Below are 26,732 nucleotides of genomic sequence, written 5' to 3'. Positions count from 1 at the left end.
CATCAACCGTCCGGCGCCTGCCCGCGAATCGCCTGCATGGATTGTTCGCCTCGGGAACACATTTCCTGAATTCTCGCCTAAGCAGCAGGAGGTGCGAATTCCATGCCTGAAAACACCCAGCCGCTGCTGAAGAGAATCTCTTTTCGGCTGCAATATGTCTGGCGACTGGCCATCCCGTTCTGGATTTTCCGTGATGCCGGCCGTGGCAGCATGGAGCAGCGTATCGCCAATTACCGGTACAACCGCGCGCAGCGCAAGGTCTTGCCGTTTTATGTCTGGAAATGGGTCGGTATCGCCTTCTGCACCTTGCAGTTGATGCGATTGCTGTCCGACCGCATGACAAGCACTACGGAACAAAGCACCGGTCATTTGTGCGCCGCGCTGTTCTGCATGAGTGCCGGTATCGGTTTTGCCTTTTCCTGCATCGTGATTGCCGTGCTCTCGTCCAGTTATCTGTACCTGACTTACGTGAAAAGGTAGGCACGCAGGGCGTCGTGCATCTCTGTCAATCCTTCAGCGGCCCTACCCTTCGGCTTGCCGTGCCCGCCGTGGCGGGGGTGTATACTGCCCGCTGCCTTTACACAAGTCCATGGCGCAGTCTGCTGCGCCGGCTTCTTCCATAGCATGCAAAATTATTCGACTTTCAATAGAGACAAGTCCAAGTTCCACTTCCGCTCCCCCGTCACACTAGCTCTTGCCATTTCAACAATTTTTCTGGTTTTTCACAACTTCCGGTTCTGGCGCGAGGCCGGCGCCGCGCTGTGGGACGGGACGCTCAGCGACAGCCTGTTCATGGCTTCGCTATTCCTTTTCCTGCTTTTCCTGCATACGGCTTTCCTGCTGCTGATTCCGGGACGACGCCTGCTGCAGGCGACGACAACTATTCTGTTCATCGTTGCGGCTGCCGCCTCGTATTCCGCGGATGCCTATGGCGTGTTCATCGACAAGGACATGATCCGCAATCTGTTCGAAACCGATCAACGCGAAGCGGGCGCGCTCCTCAACCTGCGCTTCGCCGCCTACGTATTCGTTCTGGGAGTGCTTCCTTCGTTGCTGCTGTGGCGGGTACGGGTGCAGAAGATCGGACTGAAGCGGCAACTGGTGCAGCGCAGCCTGTTTTTTATTGCCGGGCTGACGCTCAGTGGATTGATGCTGTTTGCCTTTTCCGCGAACTACAGTTCATTCGTGCGTGAGCACAAGAACCTGCGCTACCTTCTCAGCCCCGGCGCCGCCGTGCAAGGCACGATCCAGTATGCGCGCAGCATGATTCCGAATGCGGAAAGCAACAGCTTTGCCGATACACGCGGCGTCACCACCCGCTTCACGAAGACCGCGCACAACAAGCCGCTGCTGATGTTCCTCGTGGTCGGCGAAACGGCGCGCGGACTCAATTTCCAGCTGGGCGGCTATGACAGGCCGACCAATCCGGAGCTGGCCAAAGTCGACGGTCTGTATTACTTCCGGAATGTCAGCTCATGCGGCACGTCGACGGCGATCTCACTGCCCTGCATGTTCTCGCATCTCGGCCAGGAACACTTCAGCGTTCCGGTGGCCGCGCATACCACGAATCTGCTGGATGCACTGAACAAGGCGGGCGTGGAGGTCGAGTGGCGCGACAACAATTCAGGCAGCAAGGGCGTCAGCGCCCGCGCCAGGACCGTCAGCTACGACGCCAAGGCCGACGCCACCTTGTGCAACAACGAATCCTGCTATGACGAGGTCATGCTGCAAGGGCTGGACAAGTCGCTGCGGACGATCAAGGACGACACGGTGTTCGCCTTTCACCAGATCGGCAGCCATGGTCCGGCCTATGCAAAACGCTATCCGCAACGCTTCGAGCGCTTCACGCCGGTGTGCAACACGAACGAGCTGAAGCAATGTTCCGAAGAGCAGATCCGTAACGCCTACGACAACACGATCGTTTATACCGATCACAACCTGGCGCAGCAGATTGCCATCCTCAAGTCGGTATCGGATCGCTTTGACACCGTGCTGATCTACGTATCGGATCACGGCGAATCGCTGGGCGAGAAAGGTTTGTACCTGCATGGCGCGCCTTACATGTTCGCCCCCGAAGCGCAGAAACGGGTGCCGTTCATCCTGTGGATGTCAGACGGCTATCGCCAGCGTTTCTCGCTCGAGAGCGCCTGCCTGCGCGCCGAACTCGACAAGCCTTTCAGCCATGACAATCTCTATCACACGGTCCTAGGCGGCATGGGCGTGAAGAATGCGATGTACCAAAGCGGCATGGACATCTTCGCCGCATGCCGTCATAACGAGATTCTTGCCGGCGATCTGACGGCATCGGACGGACTCAAGGGCAAACAATAAGGAGAGGCTGGGGCATGAGCACATTCTTTCGTCATGGCGCGATACTGTGCCTTGCGCTGCATGCCCTCGCCGCCCACGCCGAAACTGCTGCACCTCAAACCGTGGACAGCCTCTACGAACGGGGCCAGCATGAGCTGACGGCGAATTGGCGCCCCCTCGGAAAATTGCACAATGCCGCCGTGTTCGTTCATCACGACGTGAAAAAACTGGACAAGGACCGTGTCGCGGTCTGGCGGCACTATGAATATCCGTATCCGGAATACTTCGAAAAGGAAAACGCCTACCTGTCGGCACGAGAGCGCGTGGTCGTCGATTGCAAGACTGCCCGGGTCGGCGTGTCGGATTCCTCGTTTTATTCCGGGCGTTTTGCGAGCGGTGCGATTGTCGGTGAAAACAAGTCGGTCAGTCTGGACATGAATGTCGCGCGACCCGACTCGCTGGAAGAGCAGATTGTCAAATCCGTCTGCATTTCGAAGCCGCGCAGCAAGCCCGTGCCGAAAGCAAAACCGGCAAAGGCTGCCGAGGAGAAAAAGGCGCCTTAGCAGACAGTTGGCGCCTCTTCAGCCAGACTGCGATAGTCGCAGCCCGGCCTGCCAAGTACTCCCGCTCAGCGTTTCAGCGCGATGAACCCGCCGATTGCCGTGGCGCCCGTCGTTGCATTCGACAGCTGGAATGCGCCGCCGATTTCCGCAGGACCCGTTCCGCCGGTACCGGTCGATACCACCGGGCCGTAATAGCGGCCGCTGATGCCGCCAGCCAGCGTACCCGCCGTCGTCGGCGCAGTCAGGTAGTTGGCCACGCTTGCTCCCGCGGCGCCCATCGCGGCATTTGCCGTGAAGGCGAGCGGCACGGTGTTTCCGGCAGCATCGAAGGTCTTCGTGTTCTGGTACGCGATCGTGACCTGGCGTGTCGCGAAATCCACGGTGATCGTTGCATCACCACGGAATACAGGCGGCTCTTCGGTCTTGTTCGACGCGTACCAGCCATACACGATGCCTTTGTAGCTTGCGGTGCCCGTCGTCGGCACCGTCGCCGGATCGGTGACCGAACCGAAGGACACCACGCCGCGGCGCTTGGTGTTGTGTTCGGCGCCCGATGCGGCACCCCACTCCGCCATCAGCACCGTATCCTGCGTTTCCCATGTGCCGAGGTTGGCATACTGCGAACTCCAGCCTGCGACGCCGCGATAGCCCTTCGAGCCGGGAAACGGAACACCGCTGCCGGTCGCATCCGGCACGCCGTCGCCGGCATGGACGTCGCCGTCCTCGTGGAAGCGGGTCGCAGCCAGCCAGTCGAAGTCGGCGCCGCCGGTACGCCAGTCGCCTGCCTTGATCTGCACGCCGCTCGTTTCCGTGGTTGGGCAGGGATTCAGATCGGCCGGGCAACGCGATGCGATCGTACGCGGAAAGTACACGTTATTCGCGTAGTTGGCTTGCGTGCCGGCTGTGCCCAGCGTCGAGAAATTGTAGAAACCGAGATCCGAACTGGCTGGCAGCGCCACCGAGGTGATGCCGCCAAGCTGGACACGGCCTTGCGTGGTACGGAAGGTTTCGATGATCAAGGGACGCTCGACCTTGCCGTCCCAGGAAAGTCCCAGATTGCTCAGCAAGATCGCCGGGTTCGACACGGCGCTGTTCGAATCCTTGGCAAGCCGGAACTCGGCCACGCCGCCGGAAGCGAGTGTCAGTCCGATAGCGGTCGTCGGACTGGGATTGGGCGTTGCCAGATCGCTGGTGGAATTGCCGTACACCTGCACGCCTGAACTGGTCAATGCGACGCCATTATCCGTGCGGATCACGCTGCCGCCGCTGCATTGATAATTCGGGCCGTCAACACAGGACATGGTCATCGATGCGCTTACCGGCGCCGGTGGCGTTGGTGCGGGTGCAGGCGTCGGCGCCGGGCTTGGAGCCGGCGCAGGTGCCGGAGCGGGTGTCGGCGCTGGACTTGGGCTTGGGCTTGGGCTTGGGCTTGGACTTGGACTTGGACTTGGACTTGGGCTTGGGCTTGGGCTTGGGCTTGGACTTGGACTTGGCGACGGAGAGGGTGTCGGGGCTGGCTGGGATCCTCCGGTATTGCCTGTATCAGCGGCCGGTGATGTTGTCGAAGATCCTGAACCACCTCCACCGCAGGCTGAAAGTACACTGGCAGCAATCAGTGCTGCGACAATCGGCTTAATATGAAAGAACGCTGGTTTCGTGCCATGTTCGGAGAACAACGAAGCTTGACGCTTCCGTGTCAATAGTTTATCCATGCTGACCTTTCAATTTTCGATACGTGATAATGGCTTCACCTCGGCAATGAGTCCTCCTGCTCCGGATCGCCTGTGCTTCCTTGCGCACGGCGCTCCGGGGAATGCGCTGGGATACCGAGGCAATATCCGGGGCGGTTTTCGGGAAGACGCGCCGTTGCCTGTCGTCGCACGTCCTCCCGCAAACCGCCCCGATTCCAGACTGGAACGAACGATACAGATCAACACCGTCCTTCCATCCAGACATTCTCTTGGAGCCAGACGCGAACGTATTGATTGCAGCCAAGTCGGAGCTTTATCTATGACAAAGATGCGAAGCTCTGGACGGGAAACAATAGGAAGTGTCGGAGCAGGCACCGACACAAGGCAGAGTCGTGCAATTCAGGCCGCGAATTCGCGTCCCGTTTCCATCGCTGCATTTTTTGACGCCCCGCAAGGAAAGCGCGAACGCCTCCTGCAAATCGCCAGACGGAATGCGACGCCAATCCACTTTCTGCCAGCGTGAGTCGTTCGCACAAGATCAACATGCAAATCATCGATCATAGGGCGCGCCTGATTTTGCAGCATCCCGGCGCATTTACCCTGAAGGCATTGAAGAGTTTTCGCGCGAATCAAGGCCTGCTTCTCGCAGGCGCGGTCGCCTATTACGCGCTGCTGTCGATGGTGCCGCTGCTGATTGTGACGGTGATTGCCTTGTCGCACGTCATCGATCAGACGGAACTCCTGCAGACGCTGGGGCGCTACCTTGAGTGGCTGCTGCCGGGGCAATCGAAAGCGATCGTGGCCGAGCTGGCCAACTTCATGACGCATCGTGAAGTGATCGGCTGGGTGCTGCTCGCCACCATGCTTTTTTTCAGCTCGCTGGCATTCACGGTCCTTGAAAACGCGATGTCGGTCATCTTCTTCCACCGCGTCGCAATCCGCCGCCGCCATTTCCTGATCTCGGCATTGCTGCCGTATTGCTACATCCTTGCGCTGGGCGTCGGCTTGCTGCTGGTGACACTGGCCGCGGGAAGCCTGCAGGCCATCGGACAGGAAAGCGTCGACGTGCTCGGCCACAGCTGGTCGCTGCGCGGCATTTCGGGAACGCTGCTTTACCTGCTCGGTCTTGGAGGCGAGATTCTTGTCCTCACGTCCGTCTATCTCGTGATGCCGGTTGGCCGCTTGTCGCTGCGGCATGCGCTCTTAGGTGGTGTCACCGCCGCCCTGCTCTGGGAAATGACGCGGCATGTTCTTGTCTGGTATTTCGCCACGCTGTCGCAGGTCAACGTCGTGTATGGCTCGCTGACGACGGCAATCGTGGTGCTTCTCAGTCTGGAAATCGCGGCAACCTTGTTGTTGTTCGGAGCGCAGGTCATTGCAGAGTACGAGCGGGTCGACGAAGAAGATCTTCACCGGACTCCGCCGTCATTCAGAACCTAGCAATCAATAAAGTGCCTGAACGCCAACGACAAGCAGCGCCAGGACTGCCGACACACAAAGTGCGGCTACATGCAGGCGGTTGAAATTGAAGAGTGCGTAGCGCCCTTTGAGGCGCACACGGTCATGCAGGGTTTTGCCCATGATGATCTCCCTGTGAAAAAGAGGTTTGCTCTTGAAAACGATTGTAGGAAAGACCAGGAATAGCTGATGTGACGACTGGCACAAGCCGGCGAAAATACAACAGCGCTGCCCGCGGCGAGGATGGGAATGAGCAGGGACGACGCAGTGAGACAGGCACGGAGAACCAGTTATCAGGAATGATGAACGAGGAGCGGGCGGCGTGCCTGTCCGATAGCGTCGATCAGGCACGCCAGGCTGCAGTACATGCATATCGGTTGCATGTACAGCAGATGGAGAAATGATACCGGCGCGGTGTTACGCGATGATGACGCTAATCAAACCTCGCATGCCGACGATGTTTTTCCAGCACTCGGCGGTGAGCGGCAAGACAGGCGAGCGCTTGCACTTTGTTGTGGAACAGGTCGATGGCGCGAATCGTTGCGAGTCGCGGCCATCCGGCATCCGCTGAAGATGCGTGCCGGACGCATTCACTGGCGCGTGCTGCCCTTACCGTCCCGCAGTGGCCGAGGCGCAGGGTATGTCGCGAAACACGACGTCTTCCGCATCGCGCGTCCATTTCCTGTAGTCGGCGTGAATGGTTCTTGCGGCCTTCATCGCGTGGATTCGCCCAAACGTTTCGCGCCATTTGCGATCGAAGCGCAGGGACGCCGCGGTGGCGGCCATGGCAAGCAGCCAGATGATCAGAAATCCGGGGTTGCCCTGTGCGAGCAATACCTGAAAGGCAAGCGCCAGGGAACACATGAATCCAAGCGCGCCGGTCAAGGCTGCGAAAAACGAGATGGCGCGGCTTCCGGTGCGCCCGCCGAGTGTTTCTTTTTGCATCGAGTAATTGATCCGCCGCAATTTTTCGAGTCGCTGATTATGACACTCCCGCTCTCTTTTTTCATGAAATAATGCGGCGATGCAAGCTTGTCTTTCCATCTCGGCAATCGGGAATGGCAGGCTTGCAAGCAAGGAGATTCCGATGGTGACGCTTTACGAATACACCAGTAATCCACGCTACTGGGTGGTCCATGACGAAGAAGGATATTGGCTGGTGCCGGCGCGCGACAACGGCTGGCAGGACCGGGAGCCCTTTGTCGGCCATGTGATCGCCTTGCGCAAGGTTACCGATCTCGGAGGAATCGATCTTGGCATGCCCGAAGCGGATTGAGCGCGCGATGCGTGATGTCCGCCGATACATCTTGCGAATGATGTTCAGTGCGGCGGTGCAGGTGCCGTGACGGGCGCGACACTATGTGTAACCGGATGCAGCAGTCCCTGCATGATCATGCGCGCCAGCGCCGCCACCACGTTTTCGTCCTCCCAGTAGGCAGTATGCGACATCGGCGTAAAGCTCTTCAGCCAATCGAGAAGGCCTTCGCCGACATTGACCTGCCGGTCCTCCACCAGGTCCTCATATCCGCCCTCCAGCGGCCGCAGGGGCCATCCAAGGGTGTCATGCTTGTCATAGACATTCAGCCATTTGAACTGATTGTTCGGGCGGTCGATCGCGTGGATATTCAAGCGCTTGTGCGCCGCCACGAAGATCGGGATATTGCAGCCGGTGGTCATCAGTCCGACCAGCGTCGAGCCGCGCAGGAATGACTTTTCCGCCGCCGTCAGGGCCTTGTCCGAGCCGGTGATCCTTGCCGCAAAGCTGTCGATGTCTTTCCAGATGCCGGCATAGCGCGTCTGGCCTGCCGCTGCACGCTGCGCATCGTAGATATAGCAGGAAAACACCTGGCCGCCGAGCGATTGCGCAATCACGACCAGCGGGCCGTCGCCGCCCATTTCCTGCCGCGCGGCCCACATCTTGCGAGCGATATCGAGTTGCGCGCCTTCATAGACAGAGCCCTCGTCCTCCTTGTTGGTCTCGAGTCCGGCGGCATCGGCAAATCCGAACAACAGGAAACGGCGCAGGTCATCCCAGCGCAGATCACCCTTGTCCATGCGGTCCCACACCGCCTGCTCGTTCGGCTGCAGGAGGTTCTGATAGTTGACGGCCTGGAAAGCGAGCTTGTTCGCTGTGTTGTCCAGCTTCGCGAGCAGCTTGCCCCGCAGGGTGTCGTAGTAGTTGTCGACCGTCTCGCCCATGCCGTGCAGAGTGATCAGTGCGATTTGCCTGGCCATGCCAACTCTCCTTGAAACCCGGGCGGCAGTGCGGACCGCCGATCGAGAGAGAAGAAACATTGCAATCGAAATGCATGTCATCAATCATCGTCGCACTTGCGCCGATGCGAATTGATCTCTCTCATGCCCTGCAACTTGGATCCGCAATCGGCGCTACAGAGAGGTGAGGAAAGGCGGCGGCAAAACGGATCAGGCGAGTGTCACGGCCTGGCTTCGTCGCCCCAGACCTGCTGCATGCTGAAGCGCACGCCTGCGCGTTCTTCGCTCAGCATTTCCCGCACGGCGTATTGAGCATTCGCCGTATCGCGCTTGACGGGTGCCGACAGCGGCGCGCCCTGCGGTCCGATCAGTGCATGCACGACCGGTGCGGTGGGACTGCCGCCCTTGCCGGCGACAACGCCGATTTCACCATTGGCAAGGCGCACGATGGCGCCGGTCGGATAAATTCCGAGCACGCCGATGAAGCAGGTCGTGAGCATGGGATCGACGCTGTCGTGGTCGGCCAGCAGGATGTCGCTGAGCGCTTCATTGGGCAGCAGCGACTTGCGATAGCTGCGCGACGAAACGCGGGCGCAATAGCGGTCGGCAAGCGAAATGATTTTTGCATTGAACGGAATTTCGTCGCCGGTCTTGCGCAAGGGATAACCGCTGCCGTCTTCATTCTCGTGGTGCATCAGCACGTAGCTCAGCCAGTCCGGATCGGCAACCCCGGCCCGCTTCAGCATGTCCACGCTTTGCTGAGGATGATTGTGAATGAGCGCGAGTTCCTGGTCTGAAATCGCGTTCAGACGGCTCTGCAATTGTTCCTGGCTGGGCAGCATGCCGACATTCATGGTGAGCGCGGCGGCCATGATGGTCAGCGTTTCCGCCGGTCCTTTTTGCAGCGCGCGCGCCACCAGCAAGGCCACCACCGCGCTGTCGATGCAATGGCGCACGGCGTAGCTGCCCTCTTCCTGATTGAGCAGGATGCAGGCGAGCGCAATATTCGGATTCAGATCGGCTGCATGGGTCAGCGCCCTGGCAATGTCGACCACGCCGGCCTGCGCATCGGATTCGCTTTCCAGATTGAACAGGAGGTGCTCAAGGCGTTTGTGCGCCCTGTTGATCAGGTGCAGGACTGACAGTGTTCCTGTGTGGCGCCCGCCTGTTTCAAGATCGGCTTCGTTCGTGGGTTGCTGAATCATATGCGTTCCCTGTTGCTTGTGTATGCGAAGCGGCGGTGCTCGCCGGCGTCGACCATCCTTCTGTCTGATAACAAACAGTCAACGCCGGCGACCTGCGCCGCGTTCAAATGAGTGTTTTCCTAGCGTCAATAAATACCACAAACACGGCAAGAATTTCCCAGCCCGCATCAAATTTATTTCCATCTAGCAACAATATGACGTTAGACTTAGCATGAAGTCCGTGTAACCCCTTGCATTTATATGGCCACGATTACCAATCTGCGACTTGCCAATCTGCGCGCCCTCGTTGTCGATGACATGGCGACCATGCGCCAAAACATCCGCAACCAGCTCGGCCAATTGGGCATCGGCCTGGTCGACCAGGCGGCAACGCCCGACGATGCAATCAGCTACATCCGCAAAAACGGTTATGACATCATCGTTTGCGATTACAACCTGAACCGGGAAACCAACGGTCAGCAACTGCTGGAATTTCTTCGCTCCCAGAACCTGCTGTCGCCCGCCACGATGTTCATCATGGTGACGGCCGAGGCTGCCTATGACCTCGTCGCCAGCGCAGCCGAATTCCAGCCGGATGCCTACATGGTCAAGCCGCTCACCGGCGCCAAGCTGCTTGAACGCATCGAGCGCCTGCTGGACAAGCAGAATGCCCTGCGCACCATCGTCGGCCGCCTTAAACTCAAGGACACCGCGGGTGCCGTGGCCGAATGCGACAAGATGCTGCAGGCTGCGCCGAAGTGGGCGCTCGATATCCTGAAGATCAAGGGTTCCGCCCTGCTGGAGTTGAGCAAGCCGGAAGAGGCGCGTACTGTCTACTCGCAGGCGCTGGCGATGCGTGACGATCTGGTCTGGGCCAGGCTCGGTATCGCCACCTGCCATCAGATCGCCGGCAAGCTCGACGACGCGAAAGCGGCGGCGCAAGAGGTGCTGGCCAGTAACGCCAAGTACATCCCGGCATACGATCTGCTGGCCAAGGTCGCGGAAAGCCAGGGCAATGAACAGGAAGCGCTGGAAGCGCTGAACCAATCCTATGACGTCATCCCATCGGCGCGGCGCAGCCGGATGGTAGGCGACGTCGCTTATCGCACCGGCGATCTGGAAAAGGCAAAGACGGCCTTCAGCCGTGCCCTGACGCACACCAAGGGTTCGCTCACCGCGCAGCCTTCGGACGTGCTGTCGCTGGCACAGGTGCATGTGGACGCCGGCGAAGCGACGCAGGCATTGCAGGTTCTGTCGACCGCGCCGAAGCACTACATCGAATCCAATGCATTCGCCGCAACGCAAGCCGCGGTGCAAGCCCAGGCGCACATCAAGCTGGGTAACGGTATCGAAGCCGAAAAAGCCTTTGCGCTGGCAAAAAGCCTGGTCGACAGCACCAAGGCCGATGCTTCCGCGCTAGCGCTGGCAAAAGCGGCTTTCTCCATCGGACGCGATGACGAAGGCGCCGAGATTTTGAAGAAAGCAGTGATGGCCGACCACGAAAACAACCGGTTGGTTTCACTCGCGCGCAAGGTTCTGAAAGACACCGGCAAGGAAGAGTTGACCGGCCAGGTTGTCGATCATGCGCTCAACGAGGTTACTGCCATCGTCGCCGAGGCCAACGCGTTAATGCGCAAGGCGCAGTTCGACGAATCGCTGGCCAAGCTCGACGAAGCGCTCGCCGCCATGCCGGAAAATACCGGCGTGCTGCTCGCCGCGGCGCAATTGCATCTGCTGTGGATGAGCCAGAAGGGTCTGAATCTGGATTATGTGGCGAAGGTCAACAACTTCCTCTCCAAGCTCGATGTGCTCATACCGGGCAATGAGCGTGTCGCGAAGATGTATCGCTTCCTGCGCGAGACGCTCAGCCGCACCGCGAAGAAAGAGTAAGCATGGATATCAAGCTCGCCGCCGTGATCATCCACGATATCAAGAACGCCCTCGGCGTTCTTGAAGGCGAGCTGCATGAGATGACCATGAACCCGACACGCGAACAGGCGCTGCTCGCGCACGAGACCTGCGCCTCGCTGCAGGACAAGCTGATCGGATTCCTCACGCTGTACAAGGCTGCCTCGCAAGGCCTGATCGCGCGCGTCGACGCCGTCAATCCGGAGGATTTCCTCAACGGGCTGGTGCGCAACCACCCCAATCCAAGATCCGAGATAGGCATCGTTGTCGACGCAAGCAACATGCCGGTGCTCGGTTTTTTCGACGAGAACCTGATCGGCCTCGCGCTGGAAGCGGCTTTGCAGAACGCCACCCGGTTTGCACGCAGGCAGATCGACGTCGGCTGCATGAAAGACGATGCCGGCTTCCTCGTATTCAGCATCCGCGACGATGGGACAGGCCTGGGTTCCAAAGAGGAAAAGCCCTCGACCGGACTGGGCATGGAGTTGTGCCGCGCTATTGCACAAGCGCATCGCAAGGGTGACAATAGCGGAAGCGTTTCGCTTTTCGACCGCCCCGATGGGGGCGCCGAATTCCAGCTGCGTGTTCCCTGAACCACGCCGACGTCGTTTTACCTCCGCAAGAGATAACGGCGCGGCGATCGCCCGCGCCATCGTCACGCTTGGCCAGAGTCTTGGCCTGGCGGTCATTGCGGAGGGCGTTGAAACCGTAGAGCAGCGGGACTTTCTTGCGCGCCACGATTGCAACATGTACCAGGGCTACCTGTTCAGCCGGCCGGTGCCGGCGGATCAGCTGGTGTCGCTCGTGGCGGCCTGACTGCCGTCGCCTCATTTCGGCAAGACAAGTACCGGAACGTTTTTATCCGGGAAGCGCCAAATGTATTTTGGAGACAGCATGCCCCAACACGACCCTGACGAAATCAACCGGCTGATCGTCGAATTCATTGACCTGCAGGAATCCTGGGAACGCACGCCCTCGTCCTTCGATTGGTCCCGCATTGAAGCCTTGGCACGCAGAGGCGCACGCGCCTACAACGAGGAGGCTGGCCCGTCCTTCCATGCGCTCGCGCTGGATGCCGTAAGGCACAGCGAGTTCCACGAGCGATTCCTGCGCTATCTGCTGGAGGCGGACTTCGACCCGTTCAAGCTTGCCCGGCCCGGCAGCGGCGTGACGGCGATACCCGTCATCGACCATGCGAACCTTGCCGAAGCGTCGCGCTCCAATCCGTCGTCGGCGCGCATGCGGGCAGCGCTGATGGAGGTTGCCCGTCCGCGCTTTACCTTGCTTGCGCAACGCGTGCGGGAGGGGCAAGGCCTGACTTCCGAATTGTTCGCCGTGGTCGAATCCTGTGCGGAATCCATCCCGCTGGATCTGCTCGAGCAGATCGCGCCGGAACTGGCGAAAGAGCACCACGGGGATCCTCAGCGTCAGCCGATCAATCCGACGGAAGGCTATCTCAGCTCCGCCGAATTCATCGTCGAAATCGGCTCCAAACCTTACGGTTGATTGTTTGTCGAACCTGTCAGCGAGCGGCAAGTCTTCATTGTCCCGCCGGCCAAAGGCGCAATGTGACCGCAAGAAAATCCTTGAGAAAGATGGCATTCGCGCTGCTTGCCGGTGCCATGATTGCCGCGCCTGCGCCGGCCGCGCCGGAGATTTCCAGCTTCGCATTCGTGCAGGACGACGGCTCGCTGGTCATCGACGGCCACATGATTCGCCTGTACGGCATTTACATCCCGCCCACCGAGCGCACCTGCTACACCTTCATTCGCCCGACGCCGTGCGGAACGCGCGCAGCGCTCGCGCTCGACTTCAAGATCTCCGGCGACTTTGTCCACTGCACGGAGCGCGCCGTCAACGCCGACGGCAGTATTACCGCCAGCTGCACGACGGGCGAAGAAGACTTAAGCGAATGGATGCTGCAACGCGGTTGGGCGCTCGCCCTGCCCGATGCGCCGTTTCACTACACAGCGATGGAAAGAATCGCACGCGCCAAGGGCATCGGTGTCTGGGGCATTCCGCTTGACGCCCCGGCACGCCCGCGCTGAGACGGCGTCGCTCCGTCAGCCGGACGCGTTCGACCTTCCTGCCTTGGGGTGCCGGAAATCGCACGAGCCCCACCCGAGCTCGCGTCGGATATGCATGGGATCGGGCGGCGGCGCATGTGACTTGATGCGCTCCTGCTGCCATTTGCGGACTTGCTCTTTGGTCGGTTTGGTCATGAGCTTCTCACAAAACAAAAGAAAAAATTGCGCGTTTTCTTCTGTTTTTCTGCGGCACTTATGCCGCGCGCTTATGCCACTCATGATGCAAACCGCATGCCATGCAGGCCAGCCGCCTTGCAGTGTTGTTTTTGACGCGAGGCCAAGCCGTCCGCCGGCGCTTGTCATCTTCTCGTAAGGATGCCGCCCCTACAATTTCAATTGAGAGCCTGTTCAACCCTGCGATAAACCAGGGGGAAGCGCATCTCAAGCACGGGAGGTCATCATGGGTAAATCACTCCACACCAGGATTCGTCTCGGACGCCGGTTTTTCGCATTTGCCTGGCTTCGAGCCCTGCTTCGCCGCTGAAAGGCGGACAGCGAATCCGGCCGGAAGCATTCACCGCCAGTCGGGCTTATTGTGCATTTTCGTGCAACGGCAGTTGCGACGTGGGCGATCGCCTCACTCCGGCTTCGGAATGTTGTAGCGCGCTCGCAAGTCCTTGACTGCCTCGATAATCTGCTCCTTGCAGGCAAGCGCGTCGGCCACATCGCCCTCCCACATGTTCGCATCCCAATTGCAACCGGTTGAGTCCGGCTCATGCCAATAGATGGTTTTGAGGGAAACCTTGGCGCACTGCTCATGCTTTCGCATTTCCGCGCGGATCAGATGATTGATTTCTTCAATGGAAAGAATGCTGCGAGACATATCCCTCTCCTCAGAGTTCAGGCCATGATCGGTAATCTTTACAAACATGACACTATCGCGTCTGCGCGCATTGATAGCGAGAAGGATCAAGCATTGGACATACAAACCAGGTTTGCCGGGCGCATGTTGCCTTGAATACAAAAAAATGCACCCTCTAGACATTTCAGTGACGAACCACTAAAATTCGGCCTCCTTTCCCTGATAGCTCAGTCGGTAGAGCGACGGACTGTTAATCCGCAGGTCCCTGGTTCGAGTCCAGGTCGGGGAGCCAACCAATTCCAAAAATGGGCACCTTCGCGGTGCCCATTTTCTTTTCCAGCACCGTTTCCATTAAGGCTGCCTTGCTGCCCGTCATTTGTACTTCATTCCCATCTATCCGGATTTCCGTCACCAGCAGCCGCAATTACTGCTCGGAGAACCCGCAATCCTTCTCCAGCAGAGTGGCCCGAAACGCATTGCCGAAGGCGGCAATCTGCGCCGAAGTGCCCTTGCCGATTGGCAGGCTTCTTCTGACGTGTCACTGCCATTTCCGCTAATACGGCCTCATGCCGCGCCTTGAGCTTTTGCGCGCGTTCCTGCCAGATGCAATTCCGCTCACCTTTCCCCCGGCAGGCACTTCACGATTGGCGGGGATAGGTGATCGGCCTCAGACGTCAGCTGATTTGCGTTACTTTATAGCAAGAGCCATAATCGTCCCCTTGAAGGTATGACATGTATTCATAGCCCCCCGTGTTACATAGACGGGGTATCAACGCGAAAGTTGAAAGATGTTTTATCAACCAACGCCCCAGTTTATTAGTCAGACCGTGGCGTAAAAACTATTTAGGCTTACCAATATGCGCAACTTGCTTTCACTTTCATATGCAATCCTATGTGCACTATTTGCCGCGACCATAGGAGGGTACTTATGGGGAGCAGCACAGCAGGTAGCATGGCTAAAAGATCTTTCATTGAATGTAGGAACCGAAATATTCGGCATATTGCTAACTGTTTTTCTGATCGATGCTGTGATTCGCAGAAATGAAGAACGCGAGCGAAACCGCGTGCGACAGATCGCATTTCAACAGCTCCGTATTCCTCTGCTCCATCAACTTCACATGCTGCACGGAATGTACAAAGGATGTATTCCTCGTCAGCCGGAAATCGTCCCTGCGAGCATTCGAGAGCTATTTTCAGACGATTACTTCGTCCAACTAGCATTTCTTGATTTCTCGAAGCCTGCACCACTATCGAGCACTGTGCCATTGCAGTGGTTTGACTATCTCAAAATGGAGGTAGAGAAGTTCAAAGCGGCTTTGGGAAGAACGATCGAAAAGTACGCCGTTTTCCTGGATGCTGATTCCATCGCGCTTCTCGAAAGGCTGATGGATGCTAGTTTCATCTCACTCATTGCGCAGGCCCCTGCAATCCGGGACGTTGACAGAAGAGAGAACTTTCGGAGGTCTTACAACCTCTTGGCTGGACAAGGTATGGCCGAGCTTATTCGGAAGTACACGGAAGCATTCTGCCAACTAGTGGAAACATACAACCTCGCTGTTCCTGCCGAGCTGAAATTGGCTCTTGATAGCGGTCTGTGGCGAAATGACATGTCGCCACAGTTTGATTCGGCGCGCTTGGTGGTGCCGCGAGCCGCGCAAGCCTAACTTGAACGTTATGCACCCTAGAACTTACCAATGAGAAAAACAATATTTATTTCCTCCACCTTCAGAGATCTTGCAAATCACAGAAAGGCGATCTGGGGTCTGTTGGAAGAGTTTGATGTTTCTGTACGAGGAATGGAGCAATTCGGGGCACGAAAGCAAACTCCTCTTGAAACGTGCATCGCCGAAGTTGAGCAGTCAGACATATATGTTGGAATAATTGCATTTCGACTTGGCTCTATTGAAGAGAAGAGTGGTAAGTCCTACACGCAACTAGAATACGAACGAGCACAGTCATTGTCCAAAGAGACATTGATTTATTTGATAGATGAAGAAAATGCTCGGGTAGCAGTGCAGTTTATCGATCGAGGCGTTAACCTCGAGAAGCTAGAAGCTTTCAAGCGAACGCTTCGAGACCGTCACACGATTGACACCTTCATCTCAGAGGACGACTTGGCGGAAAAACTTCGCCGCGATCTGAAGCGGCATTTGGCCCCAAGCAAGGCCACTGTTCATGAGCCAAACGAGTTCTCTGAAGCGCTCAGCGTCATCAAGAGTTTCATGCTAATTCCAAAACAGGTGGCTGGTCGCGAGGTGCTCCTTAAAGTCAAAGTAACTGGAGATCCATACCCCGCCTCGCATGGAATTTGCTCAGCGTTCAATTACGAGTTTGGAGCCACGATCGGAGTGCCTATCACAATTGTTGAGCCGGCTGGCGCAGGCGATTCTGGGCTAACGGAACTCTATCTCTCCGCTAAACAAATTGACGCATTCTTGCCTCTGGCCAAGGATGAAGCCCGCAACATTTACGCTAAGCTCCAGTTCTATGGGGAGCCAATTGAAAAAGTCCGTACACGCTTCAGAGACGAATCGTATTACACAATGTCACAATTCGCCGGACTGTCCGCAATTGCCGCTCTTGGCGAGCGTGTCAGTCGTCCTGCAGAGGCTAAAGTTATTCTGGCTTTCACCAAAACTGCTGAGCCGTCGAATTCTTCTAGCGGCACTGCTTAACACTCCGGACAACGTGACAATCGAAAGCTGGGCGACCTTCGAACGATCTGCCGCGTGCGGTTGCACGTTACCTTCATGTTGAACATCAAAAGCGATTTCCCAGTTATCGGATTTGGTTTTATTGGGGCGCCAAGAATACAAGCGGGTCGCAGCGATGCGACCCGCTTTTTTTCGTTCAAGCAATTTATCTGTTGACTGCCCGCCTGTTGTACAGCATAGGGATGCGGCTGACGGAATGCGCGCAATGACGGGTGAAAGACGCGGAATTTGAGAGAAGCGAAATGACGATTCGAGAAGGAAAAGGCGGCAAGGATCGACTCACCATGCTACCTTTAGCCCTCGTACATCCATTGCGCGACAAATCGCCTGTGCAAAACGCGGTACAAAGACGACAAGCGTGCCGTTCTTGTCGCCAGCACAAAGGCCGCTGGCAAGCGGCCAGACGTTCGATTTCGACAATCGATTGCCAGACGTTCGATTTCGACAATCGATTAAAACACGTGTGCGATGCCCGCCGAGATACCGCGCTGGCGATCTTGTCCGGCCGGCTGACGGAATGCCGGATTGTTGTATGTGCCGCCGTATCGGCTGAAGTCGACTTCCGCGTAGAAATTGGTCCGCTTGGACAGTGCGTACGTCCCGTTGATCATCAGCAAATTCTTGTGGCCTTCGACGCCGGCGGTATCGGTGGTGTTCCGGTACAGCGCCGCACCGAGCATGGCAGCCGGCGCAATCTGGTAGGTACCGCCAATCCAGACATCCTTGATTTTCAATGCGCTCGCTGTCAAGAAGCCTGGATCACGGTCGTCCTTGGCGTAACCAACGGCAATGCGAAGCGGTCCGGATGAATAGGCGCCGCCGGCCGACCAGTTCTTCTGTTCTGCGGTATTGGCGGCGTTCTTGCGGGTCATGTAACTGGCGCCGACGTTGAAGGCGCCGGCAACATAGTCGGCGCCGAGCGCCATCGTCGAGCCCGCTCTGGTGCTGCCCGCTACTTCGCCCACGGCGTATTCGGCGCGGATGGTCGCAGGGCCGAATTTGCGCGTGTACTGGATGTCGTTATTGAGACGGACGACGCCGCCTTGCGGGACTGCCAGGCTGATCCCTGTCCAGTAGCTGTTGAAGAAGGGTTCGAAGCCGGCATTGGTGATGAATGTGACCGAATACTGGCGGCCCAGATCCAGCGTGCCCCAGTCACCGCCGATACCGACCATCGCGGTACGTGCGAACAGATCACCCACCAGCGCGCCGGTGCCGCTGTTGAAACCGCTTTCCAGCTTGAAGTGCGCATTCATCCCGCCGCCGAGGTCTTCGACTCCCTTGAATCCGAGCCGGTTGGTTCGGTATGTTCCGGACGAATTCATCGTCAGGGTGCTGTCGCCGGCAGCATTGGTGTTCGTCAGGCTGCGCAGTCCGGCATCGACGGACCCGTAGACCGTCAGGCTGCTTTGCGCATGTGCTGCATTGGCGAATGCGCCCAGCACTGCCAGCGCAAGAATTGTTCTTTTCATGTTGTCGTCTCCCTGAAGTTATACAAAAAATCGAATCGCTCAGCCGGGCCGTTACGTCCGGCGAAAACGGCGCGCACCGAAACTATCGGGGCAGGCGCAATCGCAGGCAAACGAATAAATTTCCTTCGGCCATGCCGTACAGGAATAGCGTGTAGTCGAGCGAAACCGGAACGGCGCTTGTGGGAAATCCGGCGCTCTTCGCCATCGATGACGGCAATCGCAGCGCGCCAGTTTCGGCAATTCAGGCGCGATGGCAGTCCGCGCCTGCAGGGATGCTTGAGCGTCGGTTCGAGGCAGGCCTGGAGGCCTGCGTTGCTAGTGAAGTGAAAGGATCGGCGTGCTCGCGCAGCCGGGCTCACGCCGGGGCAAGAAATTTTTCCGCGAGCCTGACCCAATAAGTGGCGCCGATCGGCAGCAGGGCGTCATTGAAGTCGTAGCTTGGATTGTGCAGCTCGCAGGGGCCCACGCCATGACCGCACTCTCTGCCTTCGCCGCTTCCATTGCCGATATAGACGTAACATCCGGGCTTCTCCTGAAGCATGAATGCGAAATCCTCGGAGCCCATCGTCGGCTCATCCCTGACGTCGACCCTTTCCCCGCCGACGATCGAGCGCATGACCTCGATCGCCAGCTCGGTCTCCTGCATGTGATTAATGAGCGATGGATACTTCCGCACAAAGTTGAATTCCGCCTTTGCGCAAAACGCGGCGGCCGTATGCTCGGCGATTGCTCGCATCCGATCTTCGATCAGGTCCAGCACGTCCGGATGGAAGGTGCGTACGGTGCCTCGCAGGTTCGCTTCATCAGGGATCACATTGAACGCGCTTCCCGCATTGATCTGCGTAATCGACATAACGGCGGGCCGAAGCGGATCCTTGTTGCGTGTGATGATCGTTTGCCATGCGTGTGCAATCTGCACCGCCACTGCAATCGGGTCGATCGCCTTGTGCGACTGCGCGGCGTGCGCGCCTTTGCCCTGAATGCGCAGTTCGAACTGATTCGACGACGCCATCATCGAACCGTGCTTCACGCCGAAGGTTCCGACCGGTGCGCCGGGAAGATTATGCATGCCAAAGACGGCCTCCATCGGACATTGGTGGAAGAGTCCATCATCCATCATGCGTTTCGCGCCGCCACCGCCCTCCTCTGCGGGCTGAAAGATCAGGTAGACAGTGCCGTTGAAGTTTCTGTGCCGCGCAAGATATTGGGCCGCGCCGAGCAGCATCGCGGTGTGCCCGTCGTGTCCGCAGGCATGCATCTTTCCCTGATGGACCGAGGCATGCGCAAAGGAGTTTGCCTCCTGCATCGGCAATGCATCCATGTCCGCGCGGAGGCCGACCGCACGGGACGATTGTCCGTTTCTGATGACGCCGACGACACCGGTCCCGGCCATGCCGGTAATTACCGGGATATCCCATTCGGTCAGTTTCTCGACGACGATTCTGGACGTTCGCTCCTCTTCGTAACACAGCTCGGGATGGGCGTGTATGTCACGACGTATGCGTTGAAGCTCGGCCAGATTTTGTACGATCGGATCAAGTAATAACATAGGCAGGTATGCAGTCGAAGTTGTCAGAAAAATGATCGGCCGGCACTGGCTGTCTCGGTGGCGGGATACGCCAGCCGCAGGCAATCAGGCGCTCGACAAGGCCTGCATTGAAGAACGCGTGCCTCCTCGAGCAATTCACTATCGCCGCCGCCACGCGCATTCGCAATTGATTAAATTTCGACTATTCATTCCTGATTGGAATGGATGCCCAAATAAACCCGCCTACAAGGTCAATGCCATTGCCCGGAAACTCGACGTGATGCCGTCGATCGCTTCCAGATGAAAGAGGTCAAGAAGGTCGCCATAAAGTTGCATCGCGCCTGCTTCATCCATTTGCTCCCGCACGCAGTCAAGAAACTTGGCGCGACGTTCATCCGGCGTGAGTGGATTTTCCTTGCATCCCTTCGGATGCTCGGCAATCTGCTTGAGGACCTCGCCGCTGCGCAGGTGAACTTCGACAAGACAGTCGCCTTGAAAAATCAGTCTCTTGGCCAGCACCTCCGGCGACGGATCGCGGACATGGGTATGCACCAAGGGCAAAAGCCGTGCGACGGCGGGTTCAGGTTCGGTTACCGCGCGCTGCGTGAAGTGCGCCAGCGTCGGCATGCCGTCGACCAGTGTCACGGCCGCGCAGTAGGGCATGCTGAACCGCGCCTCCTTTTCATTGGCCGGAATCCGGTAACGCAAGGTCTCATTCATGATTTTCAACATGTGCACATCCACCCGCTCGATGTCCTCCAGCGTAAACGCTTGCCTTGCCCTTAGCGCCCTGATGGCGTCGATGCCAAGATGCGATGATCCACAGCAGGGGTAAAGCTTGGCGACCGGTGGATACGCATCGATGGCCAGCGGCGCGTCGGGAAACAGGACGGCGTGATACGGCGCACAGCCCTTGCCGCCGGCGTACAGTTCCTGGAATGACCACTTTCCTTGCAATACATTCGTATTTCCCTCGAAGCCTTTTTGCGCCAATCGCGCCGCCCAGACACCCCATTCCGCGGCCATGCCGCAATGCAGCGGTTTCGCCTCGGACCCGAATTGGAGGCTGCCACCGCTCGACATGCTGAAGGCCAGGCTCAGCGCATGCACGATCTGGTCGCTATCGAGTTTCAGCAGCGTCGCACAGGCCGCTGCCGCGCCAAAGACACCGATGGTGGAGTTGGTGTTCCATCCCAATTCATAGTGGGTCGGGTTGACCAGACTGCCGATATGCGCGTTGACTTCCTTGCCGACGATAAAGGCGCGCACGATATCCGCCCCGCTGGCGCCGATTTCTTCTCCCAGCGCGAACAGCGCCGGTGTCAAGACAGCGCTCGAGTGGATGACCGCCGGCAGAACGTTGTCGTCAAGCTCGCGGGCATGCGCGGCGCAGCCATTGACGGCCGCGGCATCGCGCGCGGACACCGGGAAGGCGTGCCGGACCGATTTCGACCGCCGCGAACGTCCGGACTGCTCGTCCGGTATGGTGTCGCCGATCTTCACGACCGCCGGATCGTTCACCCCGGCGAGAATGCAGCCTGCGGTGTCGACGATGGCGAGCTCGGCGAGCCGGATGGCGGATTCCGGAAATTGATGATGCAGCGCGTAATCCGCGCAGAAGTCGGCCAGCAGCCTGGTGAGATTAATTGGTGGTGTCTCGCGCTTCATGATGAATGATGGTTAGTGGAGTTGTTCGGGTGTATGCCGCTTTGGAATGAGGTACCGAAATTTTGTCGATTGCAAGGCGGCGCCAGGTGCGCAACACTCCGCTGGAAGCCTTGTGCGACCAATCATCAATGTCTCCGCGGGTAAAAACTCCCCCGTTGGCCCAGGCACCTGTGCCTGGGCCTTTTTTCTGACCCGGCAAGCAACGCATTCGAGGAAACCGATGTCGCGTCATTCCGATGCCGCGCATAGCTGCAGCAACCAGTCGGCGAACCGCTTCAACGCGGTCGACGGATACTGATCCTTCCGGTACGTGAGGTAATACCCGTATTCCGTTTTCAATGGTTCCTCGAACAATGCAGTGAGCGTGCCATCCGCCAGTTCCTGTTCGATCAGGCATCTCGGCATCAGGCCGATTCCCATCCCCGCGGAGAGCGCCGAGATCATCACCGAGAACTGCTCGTATCGCTGCGCATTTCGTCCTTCGTGGGCGGATACTCGCCTGGCGGAAAACCAGCGGTCCCACATTTGCGGAAAGCGCACATGCTCCAGCAATCGATAGTTCAGAAGCTGCTCTGCCGTCCGGGTCCCGATCGCGCTCGCCACAGCGGGACTGCACACGGCGAACAGATCGCGTCCCATTAGGTAGTGGCTGTGCATGCCCTCCCATACGCCACGGCCGGCGCGAATTTCGGCAGAGAAGACCGCGGATGCGGAGGCCGTCGTTTGCTTCGGGGCGAACTGAACCGTAATGTCGGGATGCAGGCGCGTGAACTCCGCGACGCGCTGAATCAGCCATTTCTGTCCGAATGTCGCCGGCAGCCCCAGATGGATCGTCGCGTCGTCGTTCGTCTGCATGCGCGCCTTGACTGTCGCGTCGGCCAGAATGGTGAGCGCGGGCTTCACCGCCCGCCAGTATTCCGCCCCGGGGTCGGTCAGCGCGACGCCCTGGTGCAGGCGTGTAAACAGTTTGACGCCCAGATAGTCTTCCAGTGACTGCAATTGCTTGCTGACGGCGCTCTGGGTTAGAAAAAGCTCGTCGGCGGCGCGCGAACACGAAGCATGCCGCGCCACCGCGTCAAACACCCGGATAGCCGTCAAGGAGTGGGGCAAAAGCTGCATTGCTGTTCCCTCGGATATCGATATGTTGAACCTGCCGGTTGAAAAATCCTGTTCAGTTCATCGTGCCGCCATCTGCAGCGGCGTGACGGCGCGCGCCATGCCTTGCTCCAGATGACAGGCGGCGAAATGCAGCGGCGCGATCTCGACCAGTTCCGGCCGCTCATTCTTGCAACGTTCCGTCGCGTGCGGGCAGCGCGGATGAAAATGGCATCCGGACGGCGGATTCAAAGGTGACGGAATTTCGCCGCTCACTGCCGCGAACGCCTTTTTCCTGGCGCTCAGTTCGGGCGCGGACGCGAGCAAGGCTTGCGTATAAGGATGCTTTGCCCGCGAAAAAATCTCGTCGGTGGCGGCCACCTCGACGACGCGGCCGAGGTACATGATGACGACACGGTCGGAAAGATGCCGCACGACGCCCAGATCGTGGCTGATGAACAGATAGGTGAGGTTCAACATGTCGCGCAGCGACACGAACAGGTTCAGCACCTGTGCCTGTATCGACACGTCGAGAGCGGCCACGGCTTCATCGCAGACCAGGAATTCAGGATTCACCGCCAGCGCGCGCGCTATGCCCACGCGTGCGCGCTGACCGCCGGAAAACTGGTGCGGAAAACGGCGGATCATCAGCGGATCCAACCCCACCAGCTTCAGCTTGTCTTCTACATATTCCTTTTGCTGCACCCGGTCGATCAGGCCGTGGACCACCGGTGCCTCGCCGACGATATCCTGCACCCGCATGCGCGGATTCAGCGATGCATAGGGATCCTGAAAGATCATCTGGATCGCCAGCCGGCTCGCGCGCTTTTGCGCGGCATCCATCTTGTCGATGTCCTGCCCCTTCCAGAAGCGCGTGCCCGAACTTAATCCCTGCAAGCCGACGGTCATGCGGCCGAGCGTGGATTTGCCACAACCGGATTCCCCCACCAGGCCGACGACTTCGCCTGGGCGTATGTCGAGCGTCACGTCGTCCACCGCATGGACAACTTCCTCTTTCAATCCGGCGCCGAGCAGGTTTGCCATTTTGGCCGCGATATCGAGCGGCTTGACGAATTTCTTGCCGACATCCTTCAGGCTCAGGATGGGCCGCGGCGCTTCTCCCGGAAGATACTGGATACTCATTGCATTTCCTCTGCGTCTGTCACGGGGTGAAAGCACCGGAACGAATGCCGGTACACCTTCGCCAGCGGCGGGTCTTGCATGCACGACAAGGACGCGCGGCCGCAGCGCTCGCGGAACGCGCATCCCGCGCCGAGATTGAGCAGGGATGGCGTCACGCCGGGAATCTGCCGAAGCAGTCGCCCGCGTTGATTCAAGGCCGGGATCGATCCGATCAGCCCTCGGGTATAAGGATGTCTTGCATTGTCGAGCACGTCCGCGACGCTTCCGCTTTCGACGATCTTGCCGGCATACATGACGCATAGGGAATCCGCCAGGCCGGCGACCACGGACAGATCGTGCGTCACCCAGATCAGCGCGGTACCCGACTCGCGGCAAAGCGATTGCATTTCGCACAGGATCTGACTCTGAATGGTCACATCGAGCGCGGTGGTCGGCTCATCGCAGATGATCAGCTTCGGGTTGTTCAGCATGGCGATCGCGATGGCGACCCGTTGACGCATGCCGCCGGAGAACTGATGCGGATAGGCCAGCAGCCGCTCATCCGGAGAGGGAATGCCGACGCGGGCCAGCGCGTCGCGCGCCAGTTCGCGTGCACGCCGGGCTCCGACATTGCGGTGCGCGGCGACGGCTTCGATCATTTGCGTGTCGATACGCAGCACCGGGTTCAAAGTCATCATCGGATCCTGGAAGATCATCGCGATGTCCTTGCCGCGAATTGCCCGCATCTGCGGCTGCGACAGTCCCCGCAATTCCTTGCCCATGAAACGGATGCTGCCCTCGACAATTTTGCCCGGCGCGGACACCAGTCCCATGATGGAATATCCCGTGATCGACTTGCCCGACCCGGATTCCCCAACCAAGCCGACCACCTCACCGGCATCCACCTGAAACGAGACGCCATCGACGGCCTTGACGACACCTTCCCTTGAAAAGAAGTGGGTGCGCAGATTATCGACTTTCAATACAGTGTTGCTCATGTGGACTCGCCCCTATTGAGTCTGTAGCCGGGGATTGAGGACATCCCGAAGCTGATCCGCGACGACGTTGATGGCAACGATCGTGAAGAGCAGCGCCAGGCCGGGAAACAGACTGATCCAGTATTTCCCGGACAGCAGGTACTGGAATCCGTTCGCAATGAGCAGACCGAGCGACGGCTCCGTGACCGGCAGCCCGATGCCCAGGAATGACAGCGTGGATTCGAGCGAAATGGCACTCGCCACCTGGAGTGCGGCGATGACGATCACCGGCGGCAGGCAGTTCGGCAGCAGATGCCGGAACACGAGGCGCCGGGAAGAGAGTCCGAGTGCCGTCGCTGCCTCGATATACTCTTTCCTTCGCTCCACCAGCGCCGCGCTGCGCGCTGTCCGCGCATAATAGGCCCACTGCACCGCGACCAGCGCGAGGATGATCTTTCCGACGCCGGGGCCGCTCGTCGCCAGCAGGATGAGCGCCAGCAGAATCGGCGGGAAAGACAGCTGGATATCCACGATCCGCATGATCAGCGATTCGACCCGGCCGCCGGCAAAGCCGGCGGTCAGGCCCAGGCACAGGCCAATGCCGAGCGCAATCACGGTACTGGTTGTGCCCACCAGGACCGATGTGCGCAAGCCGTACATGATGGCCGACAGGATGTCCCTCCCCTGTTCGTCCGAGCCCATTACGAACACCATCGCCCCGTCGGCCGAGGGCGTTCCCGGTTCGAGGCGGGAGTCCATGATGTCGAGTTTCATCAGGTCGTATGGGTCTTGCGGTGCGATCAGCGGCGCGCACACGGCAACGACAATGAGCAGGCCCAGCGCGATCAGACCAATGGTCGCCGTGGTGCTGGCAAAGAAGTCGCGCCTGAATCGCTGGAACGGCGTTTCCGGGGCCAATGCTGCTGTATTCATGTTCATCCTTTTGCTTCCGAGAGGCGTACGCGCGGATCAAGCAGCGAGTAGGCGATGTCGACGATCAGGTTGATCAGCACGAAGAACACGACGATCAACATCAGATAGGCCACCACGACCGGGCGGTCCAGCATCATGATCGAATCGATGATCAGTTTTCCCATGCCGGGCCATGCAAAGATCGATTCCGTTACGATGGCGAAAGCGATGATCGCGCCGAACTGCAGTCCCAGAACCGTGACGATCGGGACCAGGATGTTCTTCAACACATGCACGCCGATGATCCGCATTTCCGAAAGGCCTTTTGCCCGGGCAAACTTCACGTAGTCCTGCAGCAGCGCCTCCTGCGTTCCCGCCCGCGTCAGGCGGATAACCATGGCGATATTGAAGAGCGCGAGGTTCAGTGCCGGCATGATCAGATGCCGAATGCCGTCCCAGGACAGGAAGCTCACAGGTATCCCGAGCAGCAGCGTGGTCGCGCCGCGTCCGCTGGAAGGCAGCCAGCCGAGCTGGACCGAGAAAACCATGATGACCATGAGTCCCACCCAGAAGGTGGGAAGGGAAAAGCCGAGTATCGAGAACAGCATGATGCTGCGTCCGGCGAACCGATGCGGCCGCAATCCGGCCCACAGCCCAAGCGGTATCCCGGCGACGACCGAGATCAGGATCGCGGTGACGGCCAGTTCCAGCGTAGCCGGCATGCGCTCCACGATGAGCGCGATCGCAGGCGACGAATAGACAAACGAGTTGCCCAGGTCGCCGCGCAGCGCGTTGGCGACGAACACGAGATATTGCATCCACATCGGCTTGTCCAGGCCCATTGCGACGATCATGGCTTCGCGCTCGGCTTGCGTGGCTTCCGGATGGACCAGGATGTCCACCGGGTTGCCGATGGCATAAATGCCGACGAAGACCAACAGCGAGACTACCGCCAGCACGGCGGTGCTTTGCAACAAGCGGCGAATGATAAATACAAGCATGACGATCGGACCCTTTAAACGTTCGT

The 26,732-nt window shown here is 58.7% G+C and carries 26 protein-coding genes and 1 tRNA gene; 14 read left to right on the top strand and 13 right to left on the bottom strand.

Annotation, left to right across the window (positions count from 1 at the left end; genetic code table 11):
- Positions 1 to 102: 102 nt before the first annotated feature.
- The 3 genes from VJ651_RS14585 (at position 103) to VJ651_RS14575 (ending at position 2,873) form a co-directional block, all read left to right on the top strand.
- On the top strand, positions 103 to 480 hold the full coding sequence (locus tag VJ651_RS14585) for a hypothetical protein (protein WP_324108151.1): 378 nt from the start codon (positions 103 to 105) through the stop codon (positions 478 to 480).
- A 144-nt stretch (positions 481 to 624) separates the two neighbouring features.
- Entirely contained in the window at positions 625 to 2,331 is a 1,707-nt protein-coding gene (locus VJ651_RS14580) for a phosphoethanolamine--lipid A transferase (RefSeq protein ID WP_324108150.1), read from the top strand.
- Positions 2,332 to 2,345: 14 nt separating this feature from the next.
- Positions 2,346 to 2,873, top strand: a complete 528-nt coding sequence (locus VJ651_RS14575; protein WP_324108149.1) for a surface-adhesin E family protein — start codon at positions 2,346 to 2,348, stop codon at positions 2,871 to 2,873.
- A 65-nt stretch (positions 2,874 to 2,938) separates the two neighbouring features.
- Here VJ651_RS14575 and VJ651_RS14570 read toward each other — a convergent pair whose 3' ends face one another.
- Positions 2,939 to 4,180: a hypothetical protein gene (locus VJ651_RS14570; RefSeq protein ID WP_324108148.1), complete on the bottom strand. Its 1,242-nt coding sequence runs from the start codon at positions 4,178 to 4,180 to the stop codon at positions 2,939 to 2,941.
- 927 nt (positions 4,181 to 5,107) lie between these two features.
- Between VJ651_RS14570 and VJ651_RS14565 the strand changes: the two genes are divergently transcribed.
- Positions 5,108 to 6,004 (top strand): YihY/virulence factor BrkB family protein, encoded by an 897-nt coding sequence (locus VJ651_RS14565; RefSeq protein ID WP_324108147.1) that lies wholly within the window; start codon positions 5,108 to 5,110, stop codon positions 6,002 to 6,004.
- A gap of 3 nt (positions 6,005 to 6,007) precedes the next feature.
- On the opposite strand, the gene VJ651_RS14560 is transcribed toward VJ651_RS14565, so the two are convergent.
- Positions 6,008 to 6,145 carry a hypothetical protein gene (locus VJ651_RS14560; RefSeq protein ID WP_324108146.1) on the bottom strand — a complete coding sequence of 46 codons (138 nt, stop codon included), beginning with the start codon at positions 6,143 to 6,145 and terminating at the stop codon, positions 6,008 to 6,010.
- A gap of 258 nt (positions 6,146 to 6,403) precedes the next feature.
- Between VJ651_RS14560 and VJ651_RS14555 the strand changes: the two genes are divergently transcribed.
- The gene (locus VJ651_RS14555) at positions 6,404 to 7,039 is read left to right on the top strand and encodes a hypothetical protein (protein WP_324108145.1); all 636 of its coding nucleotides are present in this window, start codon (positions 6,404 to 6,406) and stop codon (positions 7,037 to 7,039) included.
- Between the two features lie 70 nt (positions 7,040 to 7,109).
- Positions 7,110 to 7,298 (top strand): hypothetical protein, encoded by a 189-nt coding sequence (locus VJ651_RS14550; protein ID WP_324108144.1) that lies wholly within the window; start codon positions 7,110 to 7,112, stop codon positions 7,296 to 7,298.
- A 44-nt stretch (positions 7,299 to 7,342) separates the two neighbouring features.
- Here the strand turns inward: VJ651_RS14550 and VJ651_RS14545 are convergent, their stop codons facing one another.
- Entirely contained in the window at positions 7,343 to 8,257 is a 915-nt protein-coding gene (locus VJ651_RS14545) for a hypothetical protein (RefSeq protein ID WP_324108143.1), read from the bottom strand.
- 200 nt (positions 8,258 to 8,457) lie between these two features.
- Positions 8,458 to 9,441 (bottom strand): HD-GYP domain-containing protein, encoded by a 984-nt coding sequence (locus VJ651_RS14540; RefSeq protein WP_324108142.1) that lies wholly within the window; start codon positions 9,439 to 9,441, stop codon positions 8,458 to 8,460.
- A gap of 240 nt (positions 9,442 to 9,681) precedes the next feature.
- On the opposite strand from VJ651_RS14540, the gene VJ651_RS14535 reads away from it, so the two are divergent.
- The 5 genes from VJ651_RS14535 to VJ651_RS14515 all read left to right on the top strand — a co-directional run bounded on the left by VJ651_RS14535 (position 9,682) and on the right by VJ651_RS14515 (position 13,376).
- Entirely contained in the window at positions 9,682 to 11,310 is a 1,629-nt protein-coding gene (locus VJ651_RS14535; protein ID WP_324108141.1) for a response regulator, read from the top strand.
- A 2-nt stretch (positions 11,311 to 11,312) separates the two neighbouring features.
- A complete protein-coding gene (locus VJ651_RS14530; protein WP_324108140.1) occupies positions 11,313 to 11,921 on the top strand; it encodes a HAMP domain-containing sensor histidine kinase in 609 nt (202 codons plus the stop codon).
- The gene (locus tag VJ651_RS14525) at positions 11,911 to 12,144 is read left to right on the top strand and encodes an EAL domain-containing protein (RefSeq protein ID WP_324108139.1); all 234 of its coding nucleotides are present in this window, start codon (positions 11,911 to 11,913) and stop codon (positions 12,142 to 12,144) included. The genes VJ651_RS14530 and VJ651_RS14525 overlap by 11 nt, the downstream gene beginning before the upstream one ends.
- Before the next feature lie 78 nt (positions 12,145 to 12,222).
- Positions 12,223 to 12,834, top strand: a complete 612-nt coding sequence (locus tag VJ651_RS14520; protein ID WP_324108138.1) for a hypothetical protein — start codon at positions 12,223 to 12,225, stop codon at positions 12,832 to 12,834.
- Positions 12,835 to 12,914: 80 nt separating this feature from the next.
- Complete coding sequence (locus VJ651_RS14515) at positions 12,915 to 13,376, top strand: thermonuclease family protein (RefSeq protein ID WP_324108137.1); 462 nt, start codon at positions 12,915 to 12,917, stop codon at positions 13,374 to 13,376.
- Positions 13,377 to 13,992: 616 nt separating this feature from the next.
- On the opposite strand, the gene VJ651_RS14510 is transcribed toward VJ651_RS14515, so the two are convergent.
- On the bottom strand, positions 13,993 to 14,238 hold the full coding sequence (locus VJ651_RS14510; RefSeq protein WP_136414850.1) for a hypothetical protein: 246 nt from the start codon (positions 14,236 to 14,238) through the stop codon (positions 13,993 to 13,995).
- Positions 14,239 to 14,433: 195 nt separating this feature from the next.
- On the opposite strand from VJ651_RS14510, the gene VJ651_RS14505 reads away from it, so the two are divergent.
- The 3 genes from VJ651_RS14505 (at position 14,434) to VJ651_RS14495 (ending at position 16,892) form a co-directional block, all read left to right on the top strand.
- Positions 14,434 to 14,509: transfer RNA gene (locus VJ651_RS14505), tRNA-Asn, on the top strand.
- 565 nt (positions 14,510 to 15,074) lie between these two features.
- Positions 15,075 to 15,881 carry a hypothetical protein gene (locus tag VJ651_RS14500; protein ID WP_324108136.1) on the top strand — a complete coding sequence of 269 codons (807 nt, stop codon included), beginning with the start codon at positions 15,075 to 15,077 and terminating at the stop codon, positions 15,879 to 15,881.
- A gap of 30 nt (positions 15,882 to 15,911) precedes the next feature.
- Positions 15,912 to 16,892 (top strand): DUF4062 domain-containing protein, encoded by a 981-nt coding sequence (locus VJ651_RS14495; protein WP_324108135.1) that lies wholly within the window; start codon positions 15,912 to 15,914, stop codon positions 16,890 to 16,892.
- A 491-nt stretch (positions 16,893 to 17,383) separates the two neighbouring features.
- Here the strand turns inward: VJ651_RS14495 and VJ651_RS14490 are convergent, their stop codons facing one another.
- The 8 genes from VJ651_RS14490 to VJ651_RS14455 form a co-directional block, all read right to left on the bottom strand.
- Positions 17,384 to 18,403, bottom strand: a complete 1,020-nt coding sequence (locus VJ651_RS14490) for a porin (RefSeq protein ID WP_324108134.1) — start codon at positions 18,401 to 18,403, stop codon at positions 17,384 to 17,386.
- A gap of 355 nt (positions 18,404 to 18,758) precedes the next feature.
- Positions 18,759 to 19,952, bottom strand: a complete 1,194-nt coding sequence (locus VJ651_RS14485) for a M20 aminoacylase family protein (RefSeq protein ID WP_324108133.1) — start codon at positions 19,950 to 19,952, stop codon at positions 18,759 to 18,761.
- A 222-nt stretch (positions 19,953 to 20,174) separates the two neighbouring features.
- Positions 20,175 to 21,599, bottom strand: a complete 1,425-nt coding sequence (locus VJ651_RS14480) for an MmgE/PrpD family protein (protein WP_324108132.1) — start codon at positions 21,597 to 21,599, stop codon at positions 20,175 to 20,177.
- A 228-nt stretch (positions 21,600 to 21,827) separates the two neighbouring features.
- Positions 21,828 to 22,718: a LysR substrate-binding domain-containing protein gene (locus VJ651_RS14475; protein WP_324108131.1), complete on the bottom strand. Its 891-nt coding sequence runs from the start codon at positions 22,716 to 22,718 to the stop codon at positions 21,828 to 21,830.
- Positions 22,719 to 22,775: 57 nt separating this feature from the next.
- Positions 22,776 to 23,837, bottom strand: a complete 1,062-nt coding sequence (locus VJ651_RS14470; RefSeq protein ID WP_324108130.1) for an ABC transporter ATP-binding protein — start codon at positions 23,835 to 23,837, stop codon at positions 22,776 to 22,778.
- Entirely contained in the window at positions 23,834 to 24,814 is a 981-nt protein-coding gene (locus VJ651_RS14465; protein ID WP_324108129.1) for an ABC transporter ATP-binding protein, read from the bottom strand. Before VJ651_RS14465 ends, VJ651_RS14470 begins: the two co-directional genes overlap by 4 nt.
- Before the next feature lie 12 nt (positions 24,815 to 24,826).
- Entirely contained in the window at positions 24,827 to 25,726 is a 900-nt protein-coding gene (locus VJ651_RS14460) for an ABC transporter permease (protein ID WP_324108128.1), read from the bottom strand.
- Positions 25,727 to 25,728: 2 nt separating this feature from the next.
- Entirely contained in the window at positions 25,729 to 26,706 is a 978-nt protein-coding gene (locus tag VJ651_RS14455; protein WP_324108127.1) for an ABC transporter permease, read from the bottom strand.
- Positions 26,707 to 26,732: the final 26 nt, after the last annotated feature.

It is taken from the genome of Noviherbaspirillum sp. (genome assembly GCF_035254865.1).
Taxonomy (GTDB): Bacteria; Pseudomonadota; Gammaproteobacteria; order Burkholderiales; family Burkholderiaceae_D; genus Noviherbaspirillum.
The sequence above is the reverse complement of the archived record's forward strand: the minus strand, read 5'-3'. Positions and strand labels throughout refer to the sequence as shown.